Raw genomic sequence first — 21,490 nt, 5'->3', positions numbered from 1 at the left:
ATGAGGGCCTACGCCCAGCCGATTCGGAGACCAGCATGCAAATCCGCGAGATCCTCACCCTCAAGAGCGACGAAATCTACAGCATCGCCCCGACCGACCGGGTGGAGAGTGCAGTCGCCCGCATGGTCGAACTCGGCGTCGGCTCACTCGTCGTCCTGAAGGCCGGCGAGATGGTCGGCCTGCTGACCGAGCGCGACGTCGTACACGGCATGGTCGAACATGGCTGTGACCTCAAGGACACCGAAGTCAGCGCGATCATGGTCACCGACCCCGTCGTCGCGAACGCCGACGATTCCGTCGATTACGCGCGCGACGTGATGACGAAGTCACATATCGGCCATCTGCCGATCCTCGACGGCAACAAGCTCCTGGCGATCATTTCCTTTCATGATGTCGCGCGCGCCTGCCTCAAGGAAGCGAACTTCGAGAACAGCCTCCTGAAGCGTTACATCAAGCACTGGCCCGAGTGAGCGCGGGCGGCTAGCGGATCGCGTCGAGGTCGACCGTCCGCTCCATCACCCGCGGCACGATCAGCGCGTAGCCTTGCTGCTGCCAATGCGCGAGCTCGGTGATCGCATTGGGGACGACCTCGACGAAATCCTGGAAATCGCGCAGCACGTAACCGTATTCGGCAGCCGCCTCGCCGCACACCTTGAAGCGCACGCCCAGTTCCGCGTAATAACGCATGCGCTCGACCGCTTCCTCATACCGGGCTTCGTTGCGCTTCGCGAGCGTCACGATTTCCGTGCCGTGGACGACGACCACGATGTCGAGGTCCTCGGGGGCGTAGTTGTAGGGGGCGTCCATCAGCGGGTTGGTCAGCGAGCGCAGCCAGTAGAGGGCACTCGCGATCTTCTGCGGATGGTCGAGAAAGAACTCGAATACCACCTTGGGCGGCGCGTAGGACGTCGCGACCCATTTTGCGTCCGCGAGCGCGGGCGGCGCGCACCCGAGCCACAGCCCGACCCACGCAGCGAGGAATGCTTTCATGGGGCGCTCCTGATTTGCAGTCCAAGGAACTCTGCTTTATAGGCGCTGTGCGGCGTTCTGCTGCAGGCGGCGCAGCGTCTGGAACAGCTGAAGGCGGGCCGGGGCGATGTCGCCATCGGCGACGGCCTGGCGGATCCGGCACCCCGGCTCGACCTCGTGCTTGCAGTCACGGAAACGGCACTCGCCGAGGAAGGGACGGAATTCAACGAAGGCATGCGCGAGGGCTTTCTCGTCCAGATGCTGGAGCGCGAATTCCTGAAGCCCCGGCGAGTCGATCACGGCCGAGGTCGCGTCGAGGCGATGCAGCCGGGCGTGGGTCGTGGTGTGACGCCCGCTGTCGAGCGCCTCGGAATACTCGGCGGTTTCCGCGTTGGCGCCGGGGAAGAGGACGTTGACGAGCGTCGATTTGCCCATCCCGGAGTGGCCGATCAGCAGCGTGGTGTGCCCTTGCAGCGCCGGGCGCAGCGGCGTGACGTCGGTCAGTGCCGATAGCGCCACGAGCGGGTAGCCGAGGCGGGTCAGCGGCAGCAGCCTTTCTCGCGCAACGTCGGTTTCCGGCAGATCGGCCTTGTTGAGGATCAGCAGGCTCGCGACGCCCTGGTCCTCGGCGGCCAGGATGCAACGCTGCACGAGTTCGAGCGAGAAGCTCGGGCGTGCCGCGATGACCACGCCGAGCTGGGTGACGTTGGCCGCGATGGCCTTGGTCTTGAACGCGTCGGAACGGTAGAGCAGGCTTGCCCGCGGCAACAGGCGCTCGATCACGCCGGCGTCGCCGTCGCGGCGCAACTCGACCTGGTCGCCGCACACCACTCGCAGATGCCGGCCACGGACCTGACACGCCAGCGTGCCCTCGGCGGTGTCGACGATGAAGCGGCGACTGAAGGCTGCGACAACTTGCCCGGTGAGCGTGTTCAGAATCGCAGGGCCCTGTCCGTCGTCAGTTGCCGCCGCTCCGGGAGGCGCGGCTCAGAGATCGAGAAGCGAGTCGACCTTGGCCGCACAGATGAAATCGTTTTCCGACAGGCCCTCGATCGCGTGGGTCCAGAACTCGACCTTGACGGTGTTGTAGCCGACGATCAGGTAGGGATGATGATCCTCGCGGTGCGACACCCACATCACCGCGTTGGTGAAGGCCTGCGCCTGGTAATGGTCCTTGAACTTGTATTCCTTGACGATCTTGATGCCGTCGCGCTGCCAGCCCGACAGGCCTTTGAGCATGGGGGCAACCTGCGCGTCGGTCAGCGGCGCGATGCCGCCTTCGCAGGGCGCGCACTTCTTGCGGACCAGTTCTTCGACGATCGTGGGCATGGCGTTTCCTTACTTGAACTTGTAATACTGCTCGTTGAGATAGGCGCCGACGTGCGCCTCGTCTTCGGGGAACCAGCCGGCGCCGGTATTGGCGTTGCAGCCCGAGATGCGGGCCGCGAGCTGCTGCGCCGTCCCGGTCTTGCGGTCGGCGCGCGTGTAGATCTTGCTGCCGTCGCCGCCGAACATCTTGACGTGGCATTGGACGCAGGTCTTGTCGTGCAACAGCTTGCCGGCCTTGGGGTCGCCCTTGTCGAACGGCGCGGCTTGAGCCGCTCCGGCAAGCATGGCAGTGGCACAAAAAATCATCAGGCGTTTCATGCGGACTCCAGTGTGGGATAGGCTCCGATTATGGCTTCAAGCCGGGCCTTCCGCTACCCCGCGCAGGGCAGGGTCTATGCGAGAATGCCGGCTATCCCATTCAGGAAATCGTCATGGCGCTCAACCCCACGCATCTGCTCTGGCTCGACATGGAAATGACCGGCCTGTCGCCCGAGAGCGACCGCATCATCGAACTTGCGATCGTCGTGACCGACGCCGACCTCAATACCGTCGCCGAGGGGCCGGTGCTGGTCGTGCATCAGCCCGACGCGGTGATGGACGCGATGGACAGCTGGAACAGGGGCACCCACGGCAAGTCGGGGCTGATCGATCGCGTCAAGGCGTCGCAGCTCAGCGAGTCCGATGCCGAGGCGCAGATGCTCGAATTCGTCAAACAGCACGTCTCACCGCGGACCTCGCCGATGTGCGGCAACTCGATCTGTCAGGATCGGCGCTTCATGGCGCGCCACATGCCCGAGCTCGAAGCCTTCTTCCACTATCGCAACCTCGACGTCAGCACGCTCAAGGAGCTCGCCAAGCGCTGGCGCCCGGGCCTCTGCGACGCGTTCAAGAAATCGAACAAGCACGAGGCGCTTGCCGACATCTACGAATCCATCGACGAGCTCAGGTACTACCGCGAGCACTTCATTCGCGCCGAGTAAAAAAGCGGCCCGAGGCCGCCGCAGGAGGAAGACGGGGTCGCCGGTCAGAAGAACCAGGTCAGCTGCACGCTGGCGCGGTCGCCCAGGTTGTCTGCGATCGCTTGCGCGTTGGTGCGCTGGGCGCCGGCCGGGATGGCGGATGGGTTCGGAACCTCCAGGTCGCGCCACTCGTAGTTCAACGTCAGCCGCGTGTTCTTGTAGAAGAACCAGTTCACCCCCAGCGTCGTCGTCGTGAATTGCCGTTCCAGCGCGGCAGTCTCGGTCATGCGGTTGAACACGTCATGGCGCAGGTCGACTTCCCAGCTCTTGTGGAAGCGCCAGCCGCCCTCGAGGTACCAGCCGTCCGCTTTCTCGTTGGTGCCGATCTGGACCGGCTGGGCGGGGAAGGGCGGGTTGGGCCCGCCGACGATCATGCCGTCGCCGCGCAGGTATTCGGCGGTCGCGCGCCACGGGCCTTTCTGGTAGCGCGCGCCGACGCCTTCGCGAATGCGGTCGAAGTCTTCGCCGCCGAATTCGCGCTCGCCGGTCTGATGCCACAGCCAGACCGAGGCGTCTTCGCGCTTGGGTCCCTTGCTCTTGCCGAAAACGTAGGACGCCTGCAAGCGGCCGGTGACGTCCTTGTTGCCGTCGTTGTCGGAGAATTCCTCGATCTCGTTGCCGTTCGACACCATCAGCGCATAGGAAAACTCCCAGGCGCCCCGGTTGAACCAGTCGTAGACCTGGACGCCCCAGTCGCGGAAGCCCGAGCCGGCGCTGACGGTCGCGCCGTTGGACGCGCCGGTCGCGTTGACTGCGCCTGTCGACTTGACCTGATTTTCGACGAGCAGATTGGTCGCGGCATTGCTGAAGTAGACGTAGTGGTAGGCCTGATGCACCGCCACCAGCGCCTCCTCGCTGGTCGGCAGTTTGAACAGGCCGGCGCGCACGCGGGCGCCCGGAATGTAATTGAAGGTGACCGACGCGTCGGTCATCATCAGATCCCGCTGCGAGGTGATCGCGTTCTTCCCGGCCTCGGCCAGAAGGAAGTAATTGATCCGGCTCGGCACGATATTGCCGCGCAGGCCCAGGCGGGCGCGGAAGAACTGCAGCTCGTCCTTGTCGTCCAGTGCGGGCCCTACGCGGTTGGGCAGGGTGAGCTGGCCGTTGAAGGGTGCAGCGGCACCAAGCAGCCCGTCGATCGGATCGGCGTCGATGGCGGTATAGGTCGGCTGAAAAAAGCCGAAAGGCTTGAAACGGGGGCTGCCGGGTGCTTCGTTGCCCTGCACCTGAAGCCAGTTGGCGGCTTGGGTGGACAGCGGTAGACAGGTGGCGAGCAGAACGATGATTTTCGTTTTCACAGAGACTTCCTCCCAAGGTATTCGCGTTTTTCGGGCGCAAAGTCGCCCAGAACTGCGCGCGGCAGTTCGGCGACGTGGAACGGTAAAGGGACTCCGGGGCGGAACTAGTCCTGCCGCCCCGGGCGAGGGAAGCCTTAGGGCTTCAGATAGACGTAGCCTTCCCGGGCCTGCAGCTTGGCGACTTCTGCGACGCCGGACGGCACGACGTTCGCCTCCATGATGACGGCGTCGTCACCGAGGCTGCGGCCTTTGAGCGTGTTACGGCAGACGCGGAAATCGACCCCCTTTTCCTTGATGCCGGCGACGACCGGCGCGAAGGCGCCTTTGCTGTCCTTGGCGTCGTTGAGCAGGAAGTCGATGCCCTTGCCGTGGGTGACGACGACGATTTTCGCGTTCGGGCTGGCGTTCAGGTGGTTGTTGATATTGGTCAAGGCCATGCGGGCCAACGACGCGTCGTTGACGTGGTAGACGACCTTTTCCTGCACCTCGGCCGTCGCGGGCGCAGCGGCCTGCGCAGATGCGGCGTGTGCCGCCGGTGCGCCGGCGAGCAGCAGGGTAATCAGCAGAGGGGGAAAGATGTGTGACATTGCGGGGTCTCCTTTTGGTTTTGATATCGGCTTTATCCAAGCCTAGTAGGAAGACGCCTCGACACGCACGCTTATTCCATAGCCGACGCGGTTTTTTTCTGGAATAAATGGACCACCCGCGGCGTCTCCCTTCCATGAGCCTGATGAGCCACTTCCTATTCGGCCCCTTTCGACCCACTCTTGAAGCCCTGCGGCCGATGTTGTACCGCATCGCCTACGCTTGGTGCCACGACCCCGCACTCGCCGACGATCTCGTCCAGGAGGCATTATCCAAGGCCTGGGCGCGCCGCGCCCAGCTCCGTGAGGACGCGGCGTTAAAGGGCTGGGTGGTCTCGATCATGAACCATTGCTGGGTCGACCATCTTCGCCGCCGGCGCGAGTTCGAGGACATCGAGGAATGGGAGGACGAACTCGAGTCGGCGGGCGACTCGCCCGAGGCATGCTGCGACCGCGAGCGCGTGGTCGCCTGTATCAGAAGTGCGGTCGCGCAGCTGCCGCCTGCGCAGCGCCAAGTGGTCACGCTCGTCGACCTTGAGGAATTCGGCTATGCCGAGGTGGCGGGCATCCTGAACATTCCAGTCGGCACCGTGATGAGCCGCCTGTCGCGGGCCCGTGCCAACCTGAAGAAACGGCTCGACGCGGCACAAACCGCGGCCGGGCCGTCATTGTGGAGGGTGAAATGAAATCGGTAGTGTCCGACGAAATCCTGCAGGCTTTTGTCGACGGGGAACTCAGTGTTCCCGAGAGCGAGGCGCTCGTTGCGCGCATGCGCGAGGACAGCGAACTGGCGCAGCGCGTCTGCAGCCTTCGCAGCCTGAAGAGCATGGTGCAACTCGCGTACGCGCGGCCCCCGGGGCCGGCCCGCAGCGAGCGCGCCGTGCCCCGCCGCCAGCTGGCGCGGCGCTGTGCCTTCGGCTGTCTCATGCTCGCGGCCGGTATCGGAGGCTGGGCCTTGCGCGGCGTCGACATCGACACCGCGGCCGCGGCGCGCCTGTTGGCCTTGCCGGACGGGTATCAGGTCGTCAGCCTGGCGCGCGAGGTCGATCCGAACCGGGTCCTGCTGCATCTCGACTCCGCCGCGCCCGAGCGGATGCGTGCGGTGCTCGACCGCGCGGAACGGCTGCTCGACGAGGCCGAACGGGAACGGCGCCCCCTGGAACTCGAAGTCATCGCCAACAGCCGTGGGATCGAATTGCTGCGCGCGGGTCACAGCCCCTATGCCGAACGCGTGGCGCGCATGACGCAGCGGCATGTCAACCTGCAATGGGTCGCGTGCGGCCAGTCGATCGCGCGTTACAGGAGTGAGGGTCAGCGGGTCGAACTCCTGCCTCCTACGCGCACGGCGCCGACCGCGATCGGCGAAATCGTCACCCGCCTGCAGCAGGGGTGGACCTACATCCGGGTCTAAGCGCCTTCCCGTTCCATCCTTACCGCTGAGCGGTGCATCCAGCGTACGTTATTCGAGCGCCGGCTCGGGCGGCATCGGCAGGGCGCGCTGCAGCGGCCGCCGTCCCACCTCGACCTTGAGATCGAGCGAGCGCTGCTTGCGGGCGACGGTCAGTCGCGCGCTCTGGCCGGGCGTGAGTTCCGCGATCAGGTTGAGCAGGGACGCCGAGTCGGTCACCCTGCGGCCGTTGACCGCGAGCAGAATGTCGCCGGGCCGCACCCCGCCGGTATCGGCAGGCCCGCCCTTGAGAACCCCGGCGATCAAGGCGCCGTTGACGTCGGGCAGGTTGAACGACTCGGCGAGCTCCGGCGTCAGGTCCTGCACCTCGACCCCTACCCAGCCGCGGGTCACGCTGCCGGACTTGATGATCTGTTCCATCACCTGACGGGCGATGCTGACCGGAATCGCGAAGCCGATGCCTTGCGAGCCGCCCGTGCGCGAGTAGATCGCGCTGTTCACCCCGACCAGGTTACCCGCCGAGTCGACGAGCGCGCCGCCCGAGTTGCCCGGGTTGATCGCCGCGTCGGTCTGAATGAAGTTCTCGAAAGTATTGATGCCCAACCGGGTCCGGCCGAGTGCACTCACGATGCCCGCGGTCACGGTCTGGCCAACGCCGAAGGGGTTGCCGACCGCGAGCACCCAGTCGCCGACCTTGAGGCTGTCGGCGTTGGCGAAGGTGATCGCCGGCAGCTTTTCCGCATCGATCTTGAGGACGGCGAGGTCGGTCTCGGGGTCCGCGCCGATCACCCGCGCCGGCACGGTCTTGCCGTCGGCAAGGGCGACCTCGATCTGGTCCGCGGCATCGACGACGTGGTGGTTGGTCAGGATGTAGCCGTTGGTCGTGACGATGACCCCCGAGCCGAGGTTGGACACCTCGCGCGGCCGCGCGTCGAGCCGATCACCGAAGAAGTAGCGAAAAATCGGATCCTGCATCGCAGGATGCGCAGGGTTGCGGACCTTTTGCTGCGTGAACACGTTGACCACCGATGGAATGACCTTTTGCGCCGCCAGCGCGAAGGACTCATTGGGCGCGACGGTGACCGTGCCGCCGCCTTGGGGACGGGCCTGCTGGATCGTGAGATTCGGGGTCTGGGCACGCCATTGCAGCAAATCGGGTTTGAAGAGCGCGACGACGACGAGCGCGCCGAGTGCGACCGTCACCGACTGGGCAAAAAGCAACCAGAATTTCCGTATATGCATATCTTATTAAATTCAGAGACTTGGCATGAATTTGCCAGTCGCGCAGTATAGCGCAGGCGCAAAACCGTTGCGTGGGCGCTACGGCGGGCTTTCGGAGCCGTGTGCAATTTGGTTAGAATGGCAGGCTTTAGCAACACGTTCAGGGTTAGGGAAACATGAGCCAGGAAGCCGATGGGCAAAAAGTGGACACACGTAAACGAAAATTCCTGATCGCTGCGACCAGCGCCGTAGGCGGTGTCGCAGTGGCGGGCGTCGCCGTTCCTCTTGTGATGAGCATGATGCCGAGCGCCCGCGCCAAGGCAGCCGGCGCGCCGGTCGAAGTCGACGTCAGCAAGATCGAGCCTGGCATGCTGCTCACCGTCGAGTGGCGTGGCAAGCCGGTGTGGATCGTCAGCCGCACGAAGGAGATGCTCGACAAACTGTCGACCCTGGACGGCCAGCTCGCCGACCCCAAGAGCGAGATGCCTCAGCAGCCTGAATACTGCACAAATCCGGTGCGCTCGATCAAACCCGAACTCCTCGTCGCGGTCGGCATCTGCACCCACCTCGGTTGTTCTCCCACGTATCGCAAGGACGTCGGCGCCGCCGATCTCGGCGCCGACTGGCCGGGCGGCTTCTTCTGTCCTTGCCACGGCTCTCGCTTCGACCTGGCCGGACGCGTCTACAAGGGCGTGCCCGCACCGACCAATCTCGTGGTCCCGCCTCATCAATACCTCAGCGACGCCAAGCTGCTGATCGGTGTAGACGCAAAAGGAGCCTAAATAAATGTCTGCCCTGCAAAAAATGATGGGTTGGATCGACGATCGATTCCCGCTCACCGCCACCTACAAGGCGCACCTGTCCGAGTACTACGCGCCCAAGAACTTCAACTTCTGGTATTTCTTCGGCTCGCTGGCCCTGCTGGTTCTGGTGCTGCAGATCGTCACCGGCATCTTCCTGACGATGAACTACAAGCCGGACGCGGAGCTCGCGTTCGCGTCCGTCGAGTACATCATGCGCGATGTCGACTGGGGCTGGCTGATCCGCTACATGCATTCGACCGGCGCTTCGATGTTCTTTGTCGTCGTTTACCTCCATATGTTCCGCGGCCTGATGTACGGTTCCTACCGCAAGCCGCGCGAACTGATCTGGATCTTCGGCGTGCTGATCTATCTGGCGCTGATGGCGGAAGCCTTCCTCGGCTATCTGCTGCCCTGGGGCCAGATGTCGTTCTGGGGTGCGCAGGTCATCGTCAACCTGTTCGCCGCCGTGCCCTTCATCGGTGAAGACCTGTCGATCTGGATCCGCGGCGACTACGTGATCTCGGATGCGACGCTGAACCGCTTCTTCGCCTTCCATGTCATCGCGCTGCCGCTAGTGCTGATCGCGCTGGTCGCCGTGCACCTGGTCGCGCTCCACGAAGTCGGCTCCAACAACCCGGACGGCATCGAGATCAAGAAGAAGAAGGACGCCAACGGCATTCCGCTCGACGGCATTCCCTTCCACCCCTACTACACGGTCAAGGACATCGTCGGCGTCATCGTCTTCCTGATGGTCTTCTCGGCGATCGTGTTCTTCGCGCCGGAGATGGGCGGCTACTTCCTCGAAGCCAACAACTTCGTTCCCGCCGACCCGCTGAAGACGCCGGAGCACATCGCGCCCTTGTGGTACTTCACGCCGTTCTACGCGATCCTGCGCGCGGTGCCGCCGCTGTTCGGCTCGCAGTTCCCGGGCGTCGTGGCGATGGGCATGTCGATCGTGCTGCTGTTCTTCCTACCCTGGCTCGATCGCAGCAAGGTCAAGTCGATCCGCTATCGCGGTCCGATCTACAAGATTGCGCTGGCGCTCTTCATCGTTGCCTTCGTTGGCCTGGGCTACCTCGGTCTGCTGCCGGCGACCCCGATCGCGACGCTCATCGCCCAGGTGTTATCGGTCATCTACTTCCTGTTTTTCCTGTTGATGCCCTGGTATACCTCGATTGACAAAACCAAACCGGAACCGGAAAGGGTGACTGGCTAAATGAAACGCGTGAAGAATTTTCTTTTCCTGCTGGTGGCCGCGCCCGTCGTGGCTTTTGCATCGGGCCCCAGCGTTCACCTGGACAAGGCGCCGGTCAACCTGAGCGACCACGAGTCGCTGCAGCGCGGCGCCCGCACCTTCGTCAACTACTGCCTGAACTGCCACAGCGCTTCGTCGATGCGCTACATCCGGCTGCAGGACATCGGCCTGACCGAGGATCAGATCAAGGAAAACCTGATGTTCGCGGCCGAGAAGCCGGGCGAGCTGATGAAGGTCGGCATGACCAAGGCGGACGGCGCTGCGTGGTTCGGCGCGACGCCGCCCGACCTCAGCGTGATCGCGCGTTCGCGTAGCGCCGACTGGCTCTACACTTACCTGCGCGGCTTCTATCGCGACGACACGCGGCCGACTGGCTGGAACAACACCGTTTTCGACAAGGTGGGCATGCCGCATGTGCTGTGGAACCTGCAGGGTGAGCAGGTCCCGGTCTACAAGAAGGAAGGCGAGCACCAGGTGATCGAGCGTCTTGCGCTCGCCAAGCCTGGCAGCGTGAGCCTCGCCGAGTACGATGCGATCGTCGGTGATCTCGTCAATTATCTGGTGTGGATGGGCGAGCCCGCGCAGGTGCAGCGCAAGCAACTCGGCGTCATCGTTCTGATTTTCCTGGCCGTATTCTTCGTGGTGGCCTATTACCTGAAGAAAGAGTTCTGGAAAGACGTTCACTGAGTCGTCAGCACGCCGCTCGCCAACAGCCGGACAGTGTCCGGCTGTTGGCGTTTTAAGCATTAAACATACGCCACACGCGCACTACCTGAGGGAGCCCCCGTCATGATGACCCTATATTCCGGCAGTACCGACCCGTACAGCCATCGCTGCCGCATCGTCCTGTTCGAAAAGGACATGGACTTCGAAATCATCGATGTGGACATGCACAACAAGCCGGAAGAAATCGCCAGCATCAGCCCGAGCGGCAAGATGCCGGTGCTCGTCGAGCGCGACCTCGTCCTGACCGAATCCAACATCATCAACGAATACATCGACGAGCGCTTTCCCCATCCGCAGCTGATGCCGCCCGACCCCGTGATGCGTGCGCGGGCACGGCTGGTGCTGTTCAACTTCGAGCACGACCTGTTCTCGCACGTCAACACGCTCGAACACAGTCTCGGCAAGGGCTCCGACAAGGCGCGCCAGGAGATCCGCGACAGCCTGTCGCAGCTCACGCCTATCTTGACCAAGCAGAAATACCTGATGAACGACGAGTTTTCCATGCTCGACGTCGCGATCGCGCCGCTGCTGTGGCGGATCGAGCACTACGGCATCGAACTGCCGAAGATGGCCGCGCCGGTGCTCAAGTACCGGGAGCGGCTGTTCAGCCGCCCGGCCTTCATCAGCGCGCTGACTCCGACCGAGAAGGCGTTGCGCAAGTAGGCGCGCCCATACGCTTGCCGTGGCCGAGATCTCGACCAAACCCTACCTGATCCGCGCGCTATACGAATGGTGCGCCGACTCCGGGTACACGCCGCAGCTCCTGGTCGCGGTCGACGGGCGTACCCGCGTGCCGCCTGCCTACGTCAAGGACGGCCAGATCGTGTTGAACATCAGCGCGGGTGCGACCCGCAACCTGACGCTCGATAACGAGTGGATCCAGTTCTCCGCGCGCTTCGGCGGCGTCTCGCACGAGATTTCGGTGCCGGTGGATCGCGTCGCCGCGATCTTCGCCCGCGAGAACGGGCAGGGCCTGCATTTCGAGCCGGTCGACGCAGGCGGTCCGACGGAACCGGCGCCTCCCGCCCAGGGCGACGCCGCGCCGCCCAAGGGCAGGCCCTCGCTCAAGGTCGTCAAGTAATCGCGCAAAGCGCCGAGCGCGCTCGCTATAATGTCGCCCGTCGCCGCTTTAGCTCAGTTGGTAGAGCAACCGCCTTGTAAGCGGTAGGTCATCTGTTCGAATCAGATAAGCGGCACCAACAAAAACAAATAGAGTAAATAATTACAACGACTTACGATGCTGTCGCTTGCTCTGGCTTGCTCTCGCTTCCCCTCGGTTTCTTTCAAGTGTCACCCGCCGGGGTGACGGCCGGGTGACAGGCCTTTGGTGCCGGCTTCCGTGCTCGGAGTACGGAGCACGCGGAAGAATATTCTTGTCACCCTTAGCTTGACACCCCTTTTCGCTTATGCATAATAGTCCCCGGCATACAGGGTTGCACGCTACAGCAACCTGACCCCCGGCCCGATCGGCCGGACACAGGGGGCAAAGCAGATCAAACCGCCCGGCAAAGGTCGTTGAGCCGGGGCACACGGCAAAGCGACTACCTTACGCCAGGCCAATTTTGGTCGGTCTCATGGAGCAGGGCAGCACATGAGCAATCCAGGAGATTGCTCATGCTCGCGCATACGCCCCCCGCCGACACCGGCATCCCGCCGGTTTTCGGCGTCTCGGTTCTCTCTGAACTCATTCAGAAATCCCCGGCGAGTATCCTCGCCGACCGCAGCCGCGCGCCGCACCGCGTCCCACCCAGTTGCGAGCCACCAGGCAGTCGTCAGCCGCTTTGGATCCTGGCCGACGTGCTCGACTGGCTGCGGCATTACCAGCGCCCGTCCGTGCCGCCGCCCGCCGCGACGGCGCCGGACACCCCGCGCCGCCGCGGACCGGGGCGCCCGCCAAAAGCCGAACAAGCCCGTCGCGCCGCTGCCGCGCAGGCGCAGAAAGGCGGTGCGCAATGAACGCCCCCGACCAGCTCGTTGAGCAATGGACCCCCATGATGCGCATGCTCGCGCACACGACAGGCGCTGATCTCGATGACATCAAACAGGAGGCCTGGCTGCTCGCCGCGACAATGCCGCGCCGTCACGATGGCGATTTTGTTACGCGCTGGCTAGCGGCCGTGCATTGCCACGCAGCCGCTCAGCGGCCGGGGGTGACGGTGCGGCCGAGTGCGCGACGCACACAGGGAGAGGAGTACATCGGTACAGCTTGGCTCGCTGGCAGCATTGGTGACGACCCATGCGCCGCTATTCAGGCGGCGGAGACCGTGGCGCGCCGCGTTTGCGGAAACGGCGACGCGGAGGCACGGTGGCAGCGGATCCGGCAGGAGATCGAGCTGCCGCGTACTTCTGCGGAGATCGCGCGGGCACGAGGGGTCAGCGAGCGCCAGGGGCGGCGGCAGGCGGCGGTGTTGCAGGCGTTGGAGCGGGTGCAGGCGGATTTGTTGGCGGCGGACGAAAGTGGGGTGTCGGCATGAGCTACGCCACTCTCCTTGCTCGCTTGCACAAGCCTCGCCACGCAGCGCCGCGCGGCGGCGCGCTGCGGGCGCATCGGGCATGCTGTCCGTGCTGTCAGGCCGACGGCAGAGGTAATCCGGCGCTTTCGGTCGCTGAATCTGACGCCGGCGGCAGTCTGATCTACTGCTTCAAGGGCTGCGCCGCACTAGACGTGATTGCCGCGCTCGGCTTGGAGGCGGTGGAATTGTATCCGGCGAACGAAAGCTCATCAGGCGGCAATGGCGGACCGAACGTTTGGGCGTCGGCCGCAGCACTGGCGGATGCCATTGCTGATGCAGCTGCCGAGGTGCTGGCTGGCGGCGGCATCGATCAATATGCAGCGCTGACTGGTGCTGTCGCCCGATTCCGGGCGGCGGCTCGGGCGGCGATGCGAGGGGAGGCGGCGACATGAGCGGGCTCATCATCACCGACTCCGGGTACGACTGGCCCATCCTCGATATTGCGCGAGCGCTTGAGACGGAGCCGGAACCTCTCGACTTCGTGTTGCCGGGCCTGCTCGCGGGCACCGTCGGATCCCTGGTTGCCCCTGGGGCAACTGGCAAGAGTTTTTTGGCGTTGCAGGTGCTCGCCCAGATCACAACTGGGAGGGACACGCTGGGGGTCGGGGAACACCCGACCGGCACGGTCGTGTTCCTAGCTGCCGAGGATCCATCAAACGTCCTGCATATGCGCATCAAAGCGGTGGCGCAGCAACTCAGTGAGCGCGAGAGAGGGGACATGAAGGCGAACTCTCTAATCTCTCCATGTCTCGGCAAGGCGGGGGACTTGATGGATGACGGAAAAACTGTTGCCGGCATCGAAAAAATGGCGCGAGGTGCCCGGCTGGTAGTGATCGACACGCTGTCTCGCTGGCACGGCGGCGAGGAAAACGAGCGGCGGGACGCGGCCCGGGTGATGCGAGCGATGGAGAGGATCGCCGCAGATACAGGCGCTGCCGTGGTTTTCCTGCACCATGCCAACAAAGCGGCTGCGCTAAACGGCGACGTGGATAAGCAGCAATCGTCGCGGGGCAGTAGCGTTTTCGTGGACGAGGCCCGCTGGGTAGCATTCCTCCAAACCATGACGGAGGGGGAGGCCGAAGTGTTCGGAGTCAAGGAAGAAGACCGCAAGCAACTCGTCCGTTATGGCGTGACGAAAGCCAACTACTGCCCGCCGCTGATCGATATATGGCTACGCCGCGAAGCAGGCGGGGTACTGGTGCGGCGCGAGATGCCGGGGGTGGTGAAGGCCAAGGCGAAGACATACGCGGCAGCAAGCGGAGGGCGGGGCGATGACAACGACTGGTAAACCCGCGTTTCCGACAACAACCGCGCACACAGTACGCCTACGCCTATTCCAGGCGACGCGGCGCCCTCAAATGCGCTCATCGACCATCGAAACCTCATGGGGGCGGGTGCGCGTCACAGGACGACTAGGACAGGCACATGCCGACGTTTTTGAGGCGATTTGCTACGAGAGAATCAGAAAGGGCGAGATGGCAGACGGCCGCATCAAACTGCTGGTTGACCCGGCCGCCGTGCGACGCCGGGCAAGAATCACGTCCGGGACACAGTTCGAAGCGATCCTGCAGGACTTACGCATGGCGGATATCGAGATCCTGGCGCCCGCGCGGTTGGCGTGCGCTGGGCACTTGATCGACCACATCGACAAAGCCCAGCGATCGGATGGCAGCTACGTTACACGAGCCAACCCTTTGGGAGGCGATAGGCACCTATGGCGGGTTGAGATTGGCAAGGCGTTTTGCAGACTGGTTGAATCGGACATATGGGTCGGACATGACCCGGGTACGATTTCGTTGCTCCAACATGGAATCAGCCAAGCAGTCGCCCGCCATGCATTAACCCACAAGACCGAGCCGCAGGGGGGATGGTTGCTGGACGGGCTAATCCGCGCAGTGGCAGGTGAAGTGGCCGGCGATGCGCTGTGGAACAAACGGCGCGAGCTGAGAGCAGATACCGACAGGCTGGCTGAGATCGGGATAGTGATCGACGGGGACCGCGTTCACTCCAACCACCAGGGCACGCCCGTAGCAAAAGCCCGGGAGCCTGTAGCAAAAGCCCGGGAGCCTGTAGCAAAAGCCCGGAGGCCTGTAGCAAAAGCCTGATTCAGCAGTTACATGTTCAGATGCACCTTCAGGTGCAATCTCTAGGGGAAGACCTTGGGGTCTTCCCCTTTTTCTTCTCTCACCCATGCCGCCCGAGGGCGGGCGGCTGTCCGTAACGCGCAAGGTCGCACACAAACACGAGACGAACGCCACCATTTGCGCGAATCCCGCAGCCCGGCGCCCCCGCCGGGCATTGTCTCCATTGGGCGGGAGAAACAGTACCAGCATTGCCGCCGCCGGCAGTGAAGCCATCCACCACCCGACGCGCGGACCGTGCCGCGGCCTTCTGGTACGTTTGCTGAGGTTGCTCTAACTAGTCCTTTCCGAAGCGCCTTTCGGAAATGCTTTTCCGAAATGGGTTTCCGAATCGGTAATCGTTACGGGTGACGACGGTCCGGCGCCGTCGGCGCGCGGCGGGACCGGCGCCCGCCATTTACTCCTTAAACATCCGGATCTGGGTGGGCCCAGTCGCGCCCGCCGAAGGTGAATTGAGCGATTCGCGTAGCCGCCTGTCCGCCTCTTGCACTTTTTTGGATTGTTCCGCCAGAAAGGCGCGGTGCGCCAACCAAGCCTTCGTATGTACAGCGATGTCGCATTGCTGCGCAGGAAGCTCGTTGGTTACTTTGCACTTGGCGATGATCGCGTCCATCAAGCCCTGATGCTCAGGCTGGCTCAGGTACACCTTGGAATAGATGTTGTCGGGACCGATCTTCTCGATCTTGTCCTCCACCTCGGCAGCGCTCTCGGTGTGCGCCGGTCCTTGCGCGGAGACAGCCTCCGCAGGCGCCGACGGCTTGGACATCACCACGACGGGCGTAGCGATAACCGCAGCCCCCGCTGCCGCCGCCGCCGTGCGCTTTGCAAGGCCCCGCCAGGAAAACGCCTCATGCGCGAACGAAGCCCACTCACGCACCCCGTTTAGGACCGACAAAGCTCTAATAAAAAATCCCATTTGATTCTCCCTTTCTTGATTCCCGATCGGCCATAACAGCTCGCTGGCATTAGGAGTATCGGCTCGTCAGTGCGGAACATTAGTTGCCCGCTTCGCTTCGCTCGCGGGCCCCAATCTTAGAAGACACACCCCACGCACTGCCTGCGGCCCGGCTTCGCCGGAAACCCGCGTGGGCTGTGGGTCTCCGCGTCACACGCCCGTGTTACCGCGTGCGCCGCTTTTCCCGGGCTTCCTTTGCTCCGTGCCGCTTTCCGCGTGTCACGAAAAACGTGTCCGCGCCCGCGACATATTGGGTATGTGCAACTGATGGGGAAGTGACATGACGGATATCAGCATTTTGCAAGAGCGCCTGGAGCGCGCCAAGCGAGCGTTGCGTGAAGAGAAAAAACGCCAACGCGAACGTGAACAGCAGCGGGTTTTTGAGGCGGTTCGACGCTCTGGGCTAAGTCTCACCGACCTCGAAACCATGCTCGCCGCCCACGCGGTTCCCCCGTCAGTTTCTGGCGCCGACGGTGGCCAGTCATGAGCCGCCATTTGACGCTGCGTGTCAGTCAAGCCGAGTTCGATTTTCTTGACCGGCTGGCAGCAGAAAAAGGGGTGACCCGCACAGCGGCGGCACGTCACTTGTTGCTCCAAAACATCGCATTGGACGCTATCAAAAACGAGGTCGGCAGCGTGATCAACTCCCGCCTCGCCGAGCTACATGCTCGCCTCGCATCCGTGCGACAGGAAGTGGATCAAAAAGTCAGCCGCGACGACTTGGCGGCCGCTACTAATTATTTGGCCGACCGTATCAAAAAACAGGGGTAAATCATGGGGACAAAACAGCGAATTTCAGATGGGCTTTTTCGCGCCAAACTGCTCACAGGCAGCATTATTCTCGGCGCATTTCTGGGCGTCACCACCTACATTTTTTGGCTGAGCGGCTGGGCCGGCATGGACTTGATCCAGCTCGCCCGGGGTGGTCTGTACGTGTACCAGCGCGCCCCCGGCATGCTCGGCCTCGCCGCGTTCGGCGGGGCGTTTGGCCTAGGCTGGATCGCCTGGATGTTTGCCTGGCGCCCTGGCGCCGCCCGCCCCGGCGACGCGGACGACGATGCCGATAACCTGCGCGGTCAGCAGCTTGTGACCGTCGCCGAAATCAAAAAACAAATCCGGAGTGCGAAAACAAAAACACGTCTGGAAATCGGCGGCGTACCGATCCCCATTTATGTAGAAGATGGGGGGTTTTTACTGACCGGCTCTCCCGGCACCGGTAAATCCCAGGCGACCACAAAAATGCTCGACACCCTGCAAGCCGGCGGTCACCGCGCGGTGATCGCTGACGCCGAGGGCATTTTTTATTCTCGGTATGCCGGAGACGGCGCTGTGCTTTTTAATCCCCTCGATCGCCGTAGCGTGTCGTGGAGCCCGCTGGCTGAACTGAAATCGCCGCAGGACTGCTCTGCGCTGGCCAAATCGCTCATCCCCGACGGTCATGGGGCGGAGGCGAGCTGGAACGATGCAGCGCAGACTGTTTTGGAAGGGTTGCTGCGCAGGTGCTGGGAAACCAGCAAGACGAACGCCGAGCTTTATCGCCTGGCTTGTGTTGCCGACATAGAAGAGCTGCAGCAGCTGTTGGCAGGCACCGCCGCGATGACGGTCGTCGGAAACGCGAGGTACTTCGGCGAGGTCCGTCCCGGACTTGGCCGATATCTCCGGTGTTTTGAGCATCTTGATCCTGCTGCAGGACGGGCCAGTTTTTCCGTCCGCGACTTCATCACCGAAGAAACCGGCTGGCTCTTTATCTCGTACACCCAAGAGCAGCGGGCCGCGTTGCTGCCCCTGATTCAATGCACGCTGGACGTTGCCAGCCGGGCCATTCTCAGCTTGCCGCATACCACGGGGGACCGGAGCAAGCTGCGGCGGACCTGGCTTGTGTTAGATGAGTTGCCGCTGCTTGGTCGCATCATGTCCCTTATCCCTTTGCTCACCAACGGCTCGAAGCACGGTGCCGCAGTGATTGCGACGGCCCAGACAATCGCGCTGTTCAGAGAAGCTTATGGCCATGACGCGACGCAGACGATTTTGGCGACGCTAGGCACCTGGCTGACCCTCAGAGTCAGCGACGCCGAGACTGCTGAGTACATGTCTAAATCGCTCGGCGACGAGGAAGTCCGTCGCGTCGTCGCCAGCGGCGGGAAAAACGATTCTGGAAAGTCTGATAACTGGTCTGAGCAGCACAGCACGCGACGCGTGGTGATGCCGTCGCAGCTGCAAAACCTGCCCCGCCTCCATGGCTACCTCAACATTTCTGGGCCGCTGCCGGTCTGCGCCGTGACGTTGCCGTACGCCGACGAGCGTGAGCCAGCCGCCCCGGCATATGAGCCCGCGCCGCTACGGTCGGCGGTCCCCGTGCCCGTGTCGGCTGCCGTCACTAGTGAGGCCGACCCCAGCACTGTCGAGGGCGACGGCAACACCACCGACACCACGGCTGATAGCGCCGACGTGCCGTTTACTCTGGAGCGATAACCATGGTCTGCACAGTCAGCGCTATCAAAACCGCCGGCGTGGCGGCTGAGTACTACGCTCAGACAGACGACTATTATCGCGATCGGGGGCATGCCCCGACTGCATGGCAAGGCAAAGGCGCTGAGGCGCTGGGCCTGCGGGGCGAAGTCACCCCCGCGCAAGCTGAGGCAATCCTGAACGGCATTCTGCCGAACGGTGAGCGGGTAGGCGGCGGCGACCACCGCCCCGGCTGGGATGCTACGTTCTCAGCCCCGAAAAGTGTCAGCGTCGCGGCCTATGTACGCGGCGACGACCGCCTGATTGCAGCGCATGATCGAGCGGTGAACGCTGCGATCCAATACCTGGAGCGAGAGGTGGCGGCCACCCGCATCCGCGAAGAAGGGGAGGTCCGCACGGAAGCGACGGGCAACCTGGTCGCCGCGACATATAGACATGACGTGTCGCGCGAGGGTGAGCCGGATCTACACACCCACAGCGTGATCGCCAATATCACGCAGAGCGCAGACGGACAGTGGCGGTCGCTGGAGTCCCGCCCGTTGTACCGCCTGCAGACTGACGCGGGAGCGGTGTATCGGGCGGCCCTTGCTCGTGAATGCGAGCGCCTGGGGTACGCGACCGAGCGCACCCGAGCCGGCGAGCATCCTAGTTTTGAGTTGCGCCAGGTGTCACAGGCTGAGCGCGACATGTGGAGCACCAGGTCGCGGCAGGTGGAGGCCGAGCTGGCAAAAATGGGGCTCTCGCGGGAGACCGCGACCGCCGAGCAAAAACAGGCCGCTGCGCTGGCGACGCGCCAGGCGAAGGGCAACATAGGCCGCGATAACCTTTTATCCAATTGGCGAGAGCAGTCGCGGCAGGCCGGACACGAGATGCCAGCACTGCCGCAGGCCCAGGAGATCGATGCGGGGGAGTATCGGCGTCGTGCCGAGGCGGCAGTACGGCAGGCGGTCGAGCATCTATCGGAGCGTGAGAGCAGGTACACCGAGCGCCAGATCGTCACAGAAGCACGGAAGCTCGGGATGGGCGGCATCGACGACCAGGACATCCGGGCTGCCGTCGCCGACTTGCACCGGCGCGGCGAACTGGTGGAGACGCAGACCCGGCAGCACGACGCGATCACCGGCCAGCGGCTGGAGCAGGCCGGCTACACGACGCGCGAGGCGCAGCGGATCGAGCGGCACATGCTCGACACGGCGAGCCGGGCCGCTGGTGCAATCAAACCAGCGATGAGCATCGAGGCGGCCGACGCGGCGATTTCGGCGCAGGTGGCAAAAACCGGGCACGCATTTAACACCGCTCAGGTCGAGGCCACCAAGGCGCTGCTGACCGGCACGGATCGCATCACGCTGGTTCAAGGTTACGCGGGCACAGCCAAGACCACCAGCGTGCTCGCCGTCTCATCTGCCGCGCTGCAACAGCAGGGTTATGGGGTCATCGCTTTGGCCCCGACGCACTCGTCTGCGAAAACGTTGGGCGATGCGATTGGCGCCGAGTCGCAAACTGTCGCCAAATTCCTCAACAGCCGACCGGAGGTTAGCAGCCAGCCACGCATATATATGGTGGACGAGGCATCGATGCTGTCCGCCCGCGACATGGACAAGCTGTTATCCCGCACCCAAGGGGGCCGGGTTGTCATGGTCGGCGACGTGAAACAGCTCGGCAGCGTCGAGGCGGGCGCTGCGTTTCGTCAATTGCAAACGGACGGCGATCTCAAAACGCAGGTGCTCGATTATATCGTCCGCCAGCGTAGCGATGAGTTGCGGGCGGCGGTCTACGACGCGATACGCGGCGACGTTCAGTCAGCGCTCAGCAAAATCGACGTACGCGAGCTGGACACGCGAGAGAGCCGCGTCGGTGCGATCGCCGCCGACTATGCCGGCATGAGCCGCGACGACCGCGATCGCACAATCATCATTGCCCCCGGCAGGGACGACCGGCGGCAGATCAACGATGCCGTGCGTGAGCAGTTGGCGGCGCGGGGCGAGTTGGGTGGCTCGGTGACGATCCAGGCGCTCGACTCGCGTGACATGACAGCGGTAGAGAGTCGGCGGGCCGGCAGCTATGCGGTTGGCCACCAGGTGCAGGCCGGGCGGGACTATGCGTCGCTCGGCCTCAAACGCGGCGATTTTGCTCGCGTGGTTGCGGTGGACGTCGATTGCAACCGCATCACGCTCGAAACCGTCACCGGACACCAGAAAGAGATTGACCCGTCACGGGTGACGAAGCTCGCCGCGTTTGAGCAGCGCGACATGGCTGTGGCGGTGGGCGACAAGCTGGTCAACCGTGTCAACACCCAGACGCTTAAAAACGGCACCCCGCTGACGGTAGAGAAAATCGCCGAGGGCCAGATCCATGTCCGCGATGCCGCCGGCAAGCTGCACCGGCTCGACGCCGGAGCGATGCACCGGCTCGACCACGGCTACGCGCAGACTGGCCACGAATCCCAGGGCCGCACGTGTACGCGCGTACTAATACACGCGGAGAGCGCGCGGACGAATCTGCAAACCCAGCAAAACATGTACGTCGCGCTCAGCCGCGCGACTGATGACGCACGGGTCTACACCGACAACCGCGGGGCCCTGGCTGCGCAGATCGAGCGTGAGTCGGGGCAGAAAGAGACCGCGCTGGCGGAGCCCGAGCCGCCCCCGCCGGCCCTGGAGCTGCCGATGCCCGGCCCTGCGATCGAGCCAGCGCCGTGGGAGACGTCGGAGCCGGCGATCGATGTCCGCACCCCCGACATATTAGAGATAGAGACGCCGCCACCCGCGGTGCCCGAGTTTGATTTTGATCGTTAGGAGAC

26 protein-coding genes and 1 tRNA gene are annotated in these 21,490 nt (G+C 63.6%); 19 read left to right on the top strand and 8 right to left on the bottom strand.

The window, feature by feature from the left end; genetic code table 11:
- Window positions 1-35 precede the first annotated feature (35 nt).
- On the top strand, window positions 36-470 hold the full coding sequence (locus tag TBD_RS09245; protein ID WP_011312356.1) for a CBS domain-containing protein: 435 nt from the start codon (window positions 36-38) through the stop codon (window positions 468-470).
- A gap of 10 nt (window positions 471-480) precedes the next feature.
- Here TBD_RS09245 and TBD_RS09240 read toward each other — a convergent pair whose 3' ends face one another.
- From TBD_RS09240 to TBD_RS09225, 4 genes are all read right to left on the bottom strand, one after another.
- The gene (locus TBD_RS09240) at window positions 481-990 is read right to left on the bottom strand and encodes a DsrE family protein (protein ID WP_011312355.1); all 510 of its coding nucleotides are present in this window, start codon (window positions 988-990) and stop codon (window positions 481-483) included.
- Window positions 991-1,026: 36 nt separating this feature from the next.
- Window positions 1,027-1,800: a ribosome small subunit-dependent GTPase A gene (gene rsgA / locus TBD_RS09235; protein ID WP_011312354.1), complete on the bottom strand. Its 774-nt coding sequence runs from the start codon at window positions 1,798-1,800 to the stop codon at window positions 1,027-1,029.
- A gap of 156 nt (window positions 1,801-1,956) precedes the next feature.
- Window positions 1,957-2,298 (bottom strand): 4a-hydroxytetrahydrobiopterin dehydratase, encoded by a 342-nt coding sequence (locus tag TBD_RS09230; RefSeq protein ID WP_011312353.1) that lies wholly within the window; start codon window positions 2,296-2,298, stop codon window positions 1,957-1,959.
- A 9-nt stretch (window positions 2,299-2,307) separates the two neighbouring features.
- Window positions 2,308-2,616, bottom strand: coding sequence for a hypothetical protein (locus TBD_RS09225; RefSeq protein ID WP_011312352.1), 309 nt, complete (start codon window positions 2,614-2,616; stop codon window positions 2,308-2,310).
- 113 nt (window positions 2,617-2,729) lie between these two features.
- Here TBD_RS09225 and orn point away from each other — a divergent pair, with 113 nt between their 5' ends.
- Window positions 2,730-3,278, top strand: coding sequence for an oligoribonuclease (gene orn, locus TBD_RS09220; RefSeq protein WP_011312351.1), 549 nt, complete (start codon window positions 2,730-2,732; stop codon window positions 3,276-3,278).
- Between the two features lie 44 nt (window positions 3,279-3,322).
- Here the strand turns inward: orn and TBD_RS09215 are convergent, their stop codons facing one another.
- Both TBD_RS09215 and TBD_RS09210 read right to left on the bottom strand, forming a co-directional pair.
- Window positions 3,323-4,615: a porin gene (locus tag TBD_RS09215; RefSeq protein ID WP_011312350.1), complete on the bottom strand. Its 1,293-nt coding sequence runs from the start codon at window positions 4,613-4,615 to the stop codon at window positions 3,323-3,325.
- Between the two features lie 134 nt (window positions 4,616-4,749).
- On the bottom strand, window positions 4,750-5,202 hold the full coding sequence (locus tag TBD_RS09210; RefSeq protein WP_011312349.1) for a DsrE family protein: 453 nt from the start codon (window positions 5,200-5,202) through the stop codon (window positions 4,750-4,752).
- Window positions 5,203-5,345: 143 nt separating this feature from the next.
- On the opposite strand from TBD_RS09210, the gene TBD_RS09205 reads away from it, so the two are divergent.
- Window positions 5,346-5,885 carry an RNA polymerase sigma factor gene (locus tag TBD_RS09205; protein ID WP_049750292.1) on the top strand — a complete coding sequence of 180 codons (540 nt, stop codon included), beginning with the start codon at window positions 5,346-5,348 and terminating at the stop codon, window positions 5,883-5,885.
- A complete protein-coding gene (locus TBD_RS09200; protein WP_011312347.1) occupies window positions 5,882-6,610 on the top strand; it encodes a hypothetical protein in 729 nt (242 codons plus the stop codon). The genes TBD_RS09205 and TBD_RS09200 overlap by 4 nt, the downstream gene beginning before the upstream one ends.
- 48 nt (window positions 6,611-6,658) lie before the next feature.
- Here TBD_RS09200 and TBD_RS09195 read toward each other — a convergent pair whose 3' ends face one another.
- Window positions 6,659-7,849, bottom strand: a complete 1,191-nt coding sequence (locus tag TBD_RS09195) for a Do family serine endopeptidase (RefSeq protein ID WP_011312346.1) — start codon at window positions 7,847-7,849, stop codon at window positions 6,659-6,661.
- A 155-nt stretch (window positions 7,850-8,004) separates the two neighbouring features.
- Between TBD_RS09195 and petA the strand changes: the two genes are divergently transcribed.
- From petA to TBD_RS09150, 11 genes are all read left to right on the top strand, one after another.
- A complete protein-coding gene (gene petA, locus TBD_RS09190) occupies window positions 8,005-8,610 on the top strand; it encodes a ubiquinol-cytochrome c reductase iron-sulfur subunit (RefSeq protein WP_011312345.1) in 606 nt (201 codons plus the stop codon).
- A gap of 4 nt (window positions 8,611-8,614) precedes the next feature.
- Complete coding sequence (locus TBD_RS09185) at window positions 8,615-9,847, top strand: cytochrome b (RefSeq protein WP_011312344.1); 1,233 nt, start codon at window positions 8,615-8,617, stop codon at window positions 9,845-9,847.
- Window positions 9,848-10,573 (top strand): cytochrome c1, encoded by a 726-nt coding sequence (locus TBD_RS09180; RefSeq protein WP_011312343.1) that lies wholly within the window; start codon window positions 9,848-9,850, stop codon window positions 10,571-10,573.
- Between the two features lie 102 nt (window positions 10,574-10,675).
- Window positions 10,676-11,275 (top strand): glutathione S-transferase N-terminal domain-containing protein, encoded by a 600-nt coding sequence (locus tag TBD_RS09175; RefSeq protein WP_011312342.1) that lies wholly within the window; start codon window positions 10,676-10,678, stop codon window positions 11,273-11,275.
- A gap of 19 nt (window positions 11,276-11,294) precedes the next feature.
- The gene (locus tag TBD_RS09170) at window positions 11,295-11,693 is read left to right on the top strand and encodes a ClpXP protease specificity-enhancing factor (protein ID WP_011312341.1); all 399 of its coding nucleotides are present in this window, start codon (window positions 11,295-11,297) and stop codon (window positions 11,691-11,693) included.
- Between the two features lie 42 nt (window positions 11,694-11,735).
- Window positions 11,736-11,811, top strand: a tRNA-Thr gene (locus TBD_RS09165).
- A gap of 415 nt (window positions 11,812-12,226) precedes the next feature.
- Window positions 12,227-12,568 (top strand): hypothetical protein, encoded by a 342-nt coding sequence (locus tag TBD_RS09160; protein ID WP_049750240.1) that lies wholly within the window; start codon window positions 12,227-12,229, stop codon window positions 12,566-12,568.
- Window positions 12,565-13,086: a hypothetical protein gene (locus tag TBD_RS14310; protein ID WP_011312339.1), complete on the top strand. Its 522-nt coding sequence runs from the start codon at window positions 12,565-12,567 to the stop codon at window positions 13,084-13,086. The genes TBD_RS09160 and TBD_RS14310 overlap by 4 nt, the downstream gene beginning before the upstream one ends.
- Window positions 13,083-13,517 (top strand): hypothetical protein, encoded by a 435-nt coding sequence (locus TBD_RS14850; RefSeq protein ID WP_011312338.1) that lies wholly within the window; start codon window positions 13,083-13,085, stop codon window positions 13,515-13,517. The genes TBD_RS14310 and TBD_RS14850 overlap by 4 nt, the downstream gene beginning before the upstream one ends.
- Window positions 13,514-14,413 (top strand): helicase RepA family protein, encoded by a 900-nt coding sequence (locus TBD_RS09155; RefSeq protein ID WP_011312337.1) that lies wholly within the window; start codon window positions 13,514-13,516, stop codon window positions 14,411-14,413. The genes TBD_RS14850 and TBD_RS09155 overlap by 4 nt, the downstream gene beginning before the upstream one ends.
- 70 nt (window positions 14,414-14,483) lie before the next feature.
- On the top strand, window positions 14,484-15,230 hold the full coding sequence (locus TBD_RS09150) for a hypothetical protein (protein ID WP_187147191.1): 747 nt from the start codon (window positions 14,484-14,486) through the stop codon (window positions 15,228-15,230).
- Window positions 15,231-15,663: 433 nt separating this feature from the next.
- On the opposite strand, the gene TBD_RS09145 is transcribed toward TBD_RS09150, so the two are convergent.
- Window positions 15,664-16,182 carry a hypothetical protein gene (locus tag TBD_RS09145; RefSeq protein ID WP_011312335.1) on the bottom strand — a complete coding sequence of 173 codons (519 nt, stop codon included), beginning with the start codon at window positions 16,180-16,182 and terminating at the stop codon, window positions 15,664-15,666.
- Window positions 16,183-16,501: 319 nt separating this feature from the next.
- On the opposite strand from TBD_RS09145, the gene TBD_RS14845 reads away from it, so the two are divergent.
- Genes TBD_RS14845 through mobF form a run of 4 tightly spaced genes read left to right on the top strand, consistent with a single transcriptional unit; the run spans window position 16,502 to window position 21,485 of the window.
- The gene (locus TBD_RS14845) at window positions 16,502-16,708 is read left to right on the top strand and encodes a hypothetical protein (RefSeq protein ID WP_148203035.1); all 207 of its coding nucleotides are present in this window, start codon (window positions 16,502-16,504) and stop codon (window positions 16,706-16,708) included.
- Window positions 16,705-16,992: a hypothetical protein gene (locus TBD_RS09140; protein ID WP_148203034.1), complete on the top strand. Its 288-nt coding sequence runs from the start codon at window positions 16,705-16,707 to the stop codon at window positions 16,990-16,992. Before TBD_RS14845 ends, TBD_RS09140 begins: the two co-directional genes overlap by 4 nt.
- A gap of 3 nt (window positions 16,993-16,995) precedes the next feature.
- Window positions 16,996-18,693, top strand: coding sequence for a type IV secretion system DNA-binding domain-containing protein (locus tag TBD_RS09135; RefSeq protein ID WP_011312333.1), 1,698 nt, complete (start codon window positions 16,996-16,998; stop codon window positions 18,691-18,693).
- Window positions 18,694-18,695: 2 nt separating this feature from the next.
- Window positions 18,696-21,485, top strand: a complete 2,790-nt coding sequence (mobF, locus tag TBD_RS09130; RefSeq protein WP_011312332.1) for a MobF family relaxase — start codon at window positions 18,696-18,698, stop codon at window positions 21,483-21,485.
- Window positions 21,486-21,490: the final 5 nt, after the last annotated feature.

The organism is Thiobacillus denitrificans ATCC 25259 (assembly GCF_000012745.1).
Classification (GTDB): Bacteria; Pseudomonadota; Gammaproteobacteria; order Burkholderiales; family Thiobacillaceae; genus Thiobacillus; species Thiobacillus denitrificans_B.
This window is presented reverse-complemented; position numbering and strand designations above follow the sequence as displayed.

Coding starts and splice junctions, on each gene's coding strand:
- TBD_RS09135 (WP_011312333.1), top strand. CDS start 16,996: ATGGGGACAAAACAGCGAATTTCAGATGGGCTTTTTCGCGCCAAACTG.
- TBD_RS09145 (WP_011312335.1), bottom strand. CDS start 16,182: ATGGGATTTTTTATTAGAGCTTTGTCGGTCCTAAACGGGGTGCGTGAG.
- TBD_RS09185 (WP_011312344.1), top strand. CDS start 8,615: ATGTCTGCCCTGCAAAAAATGATGGGTTGGATCGACGATCGATTCCCG.
- TBD_RS09195 (WP_011312346.1), bottom strand. CDS start 7,849: ATGCATATACGGAAATTCTGGTTGCTTTTTGCCCAGTCGGTGACGGTC.
- TBD_RS09160 (WP_049750240.1), top strand. CDS start 12,227: ATGCTCGCGCATACGCCCCCCGCCGACACCGGCATCCCGCCGGTTTTC.
- TBD_RS09245 (WP_011312356.1), top strand. CDS start 36: ATGCAAATCCGCGAGATCCTCACCCTCAAGAGCGACGAAATCTACAGC.
- mobF (WP_011312332.1), top strand. CDS start 18,696: ATGGTCTGCACAGTCAGCGCTATCAAAACCGCCGGCGTGGCGGCTGAG.
- TBD_RS09225 (WP_011312352.1), bottom strand. CDS start 2,616: ATGAAACGCCTGATGATTTTTTGTGCCACTGCCATGCTTGCCGGAGCG.
- TBD_RS09155 (WP_011312337.1), top strand. CDS start 13,514: ATGAGCGGGCTCATCATCACCGACTCCGGGTACGACTGGCCCATCCTC.
- TBD_RS09150 (WP_187147191.1), top strand. CDS start 14,484: ATGCGCTCATCGACCATCGAAACCTCATGGGGGCGGGTGCGCGTCACA.
- TBD_RS09200 (WP_011312347.1), top strand. CDS start 5,882: ATGAAATCGGTAGTGTCCGACGAAATCCTGCAGGCTTTTGTCGACGGG.
- TBD_RS09140 (WP_148203034.1), top strand. CDS start 16,705: ATGAGCCGCCATTTGACGCTGCGTGTCAGTCAAGCCGAGTTCGATTTT.
- TBD_RS14310 (WP_011312339.1), top strand. CDS start 12,565: ATGAACGCCCCCGACCAGCTCGTTGAGCAATGGACCCCCATGATGCGC.
- TBD_RS09210 (WP_011312349.1), bottom strand. CDS start 5,202: ATGTCACACATCTTTCCCCCTCTGCTGATTACCCTGCTGCTCGCCGGC.
- TBD_RS14845 (WP_148203035.1), top strand. CDS start 16,502: ATGACGGATATCAGCATTTTGCAAGAGCGCCTGGAGCGCGCCAAGCGA.
- TBD_RS09205 (WP_049750292.1), top strand. CDS start 5,346: ATGAGCCACTTCCTATTCGGCCCCTTTCGACCCACTCTTGAAGCCCTG.
- petA (WP_011312345.1), top strand. CDS start 8,005: ATGAGCCAGGAAGCCGATGGGCAAAAAGTGGACACACGTAAACGAAAA.
- TBD_RS09230 (WP_011312353.1), bottom strand. CDS start 2,298: ATGCCCACGATCGTCGAAGAACTGGTCCGCAAGAAGTGCGCGCCCTGC.
- TBD_RS09240 (WP_011312355.1), bottom strand. CDS start 990: ATGAAAGCATTCCTCGCTGCGTGGGTCGGGCTGTGGCTCGGGTGCGCG.
- TBD_RS09180 (WP_011312343.1), top strand. CDS start 9,848: ATGAAACGCGTGAAGAATTTTCTTTTCCTGCTGGTGGCCGCGCCCGTC.
- TBD_RS09175 (WP_011312342.1), top strand. CDS start 10,676: ATGATGACCCTATATTCCGGCAGTACCGACCCGTACAGCCATCGCTGC.
- orn (WP_011312351.1), top strand. CDS start 2,730: ATGGCGCTCAACCCCACGCATCTGCTCTGGCTCGACATGGAAATGACC.
- TBD_RS14850 (WP_011312338.1), top strand. CDS start 13,083: ATGAGCTACGCCACTCTCCTTGCTCGCTTGCACAAGCCTCGCCACGCA.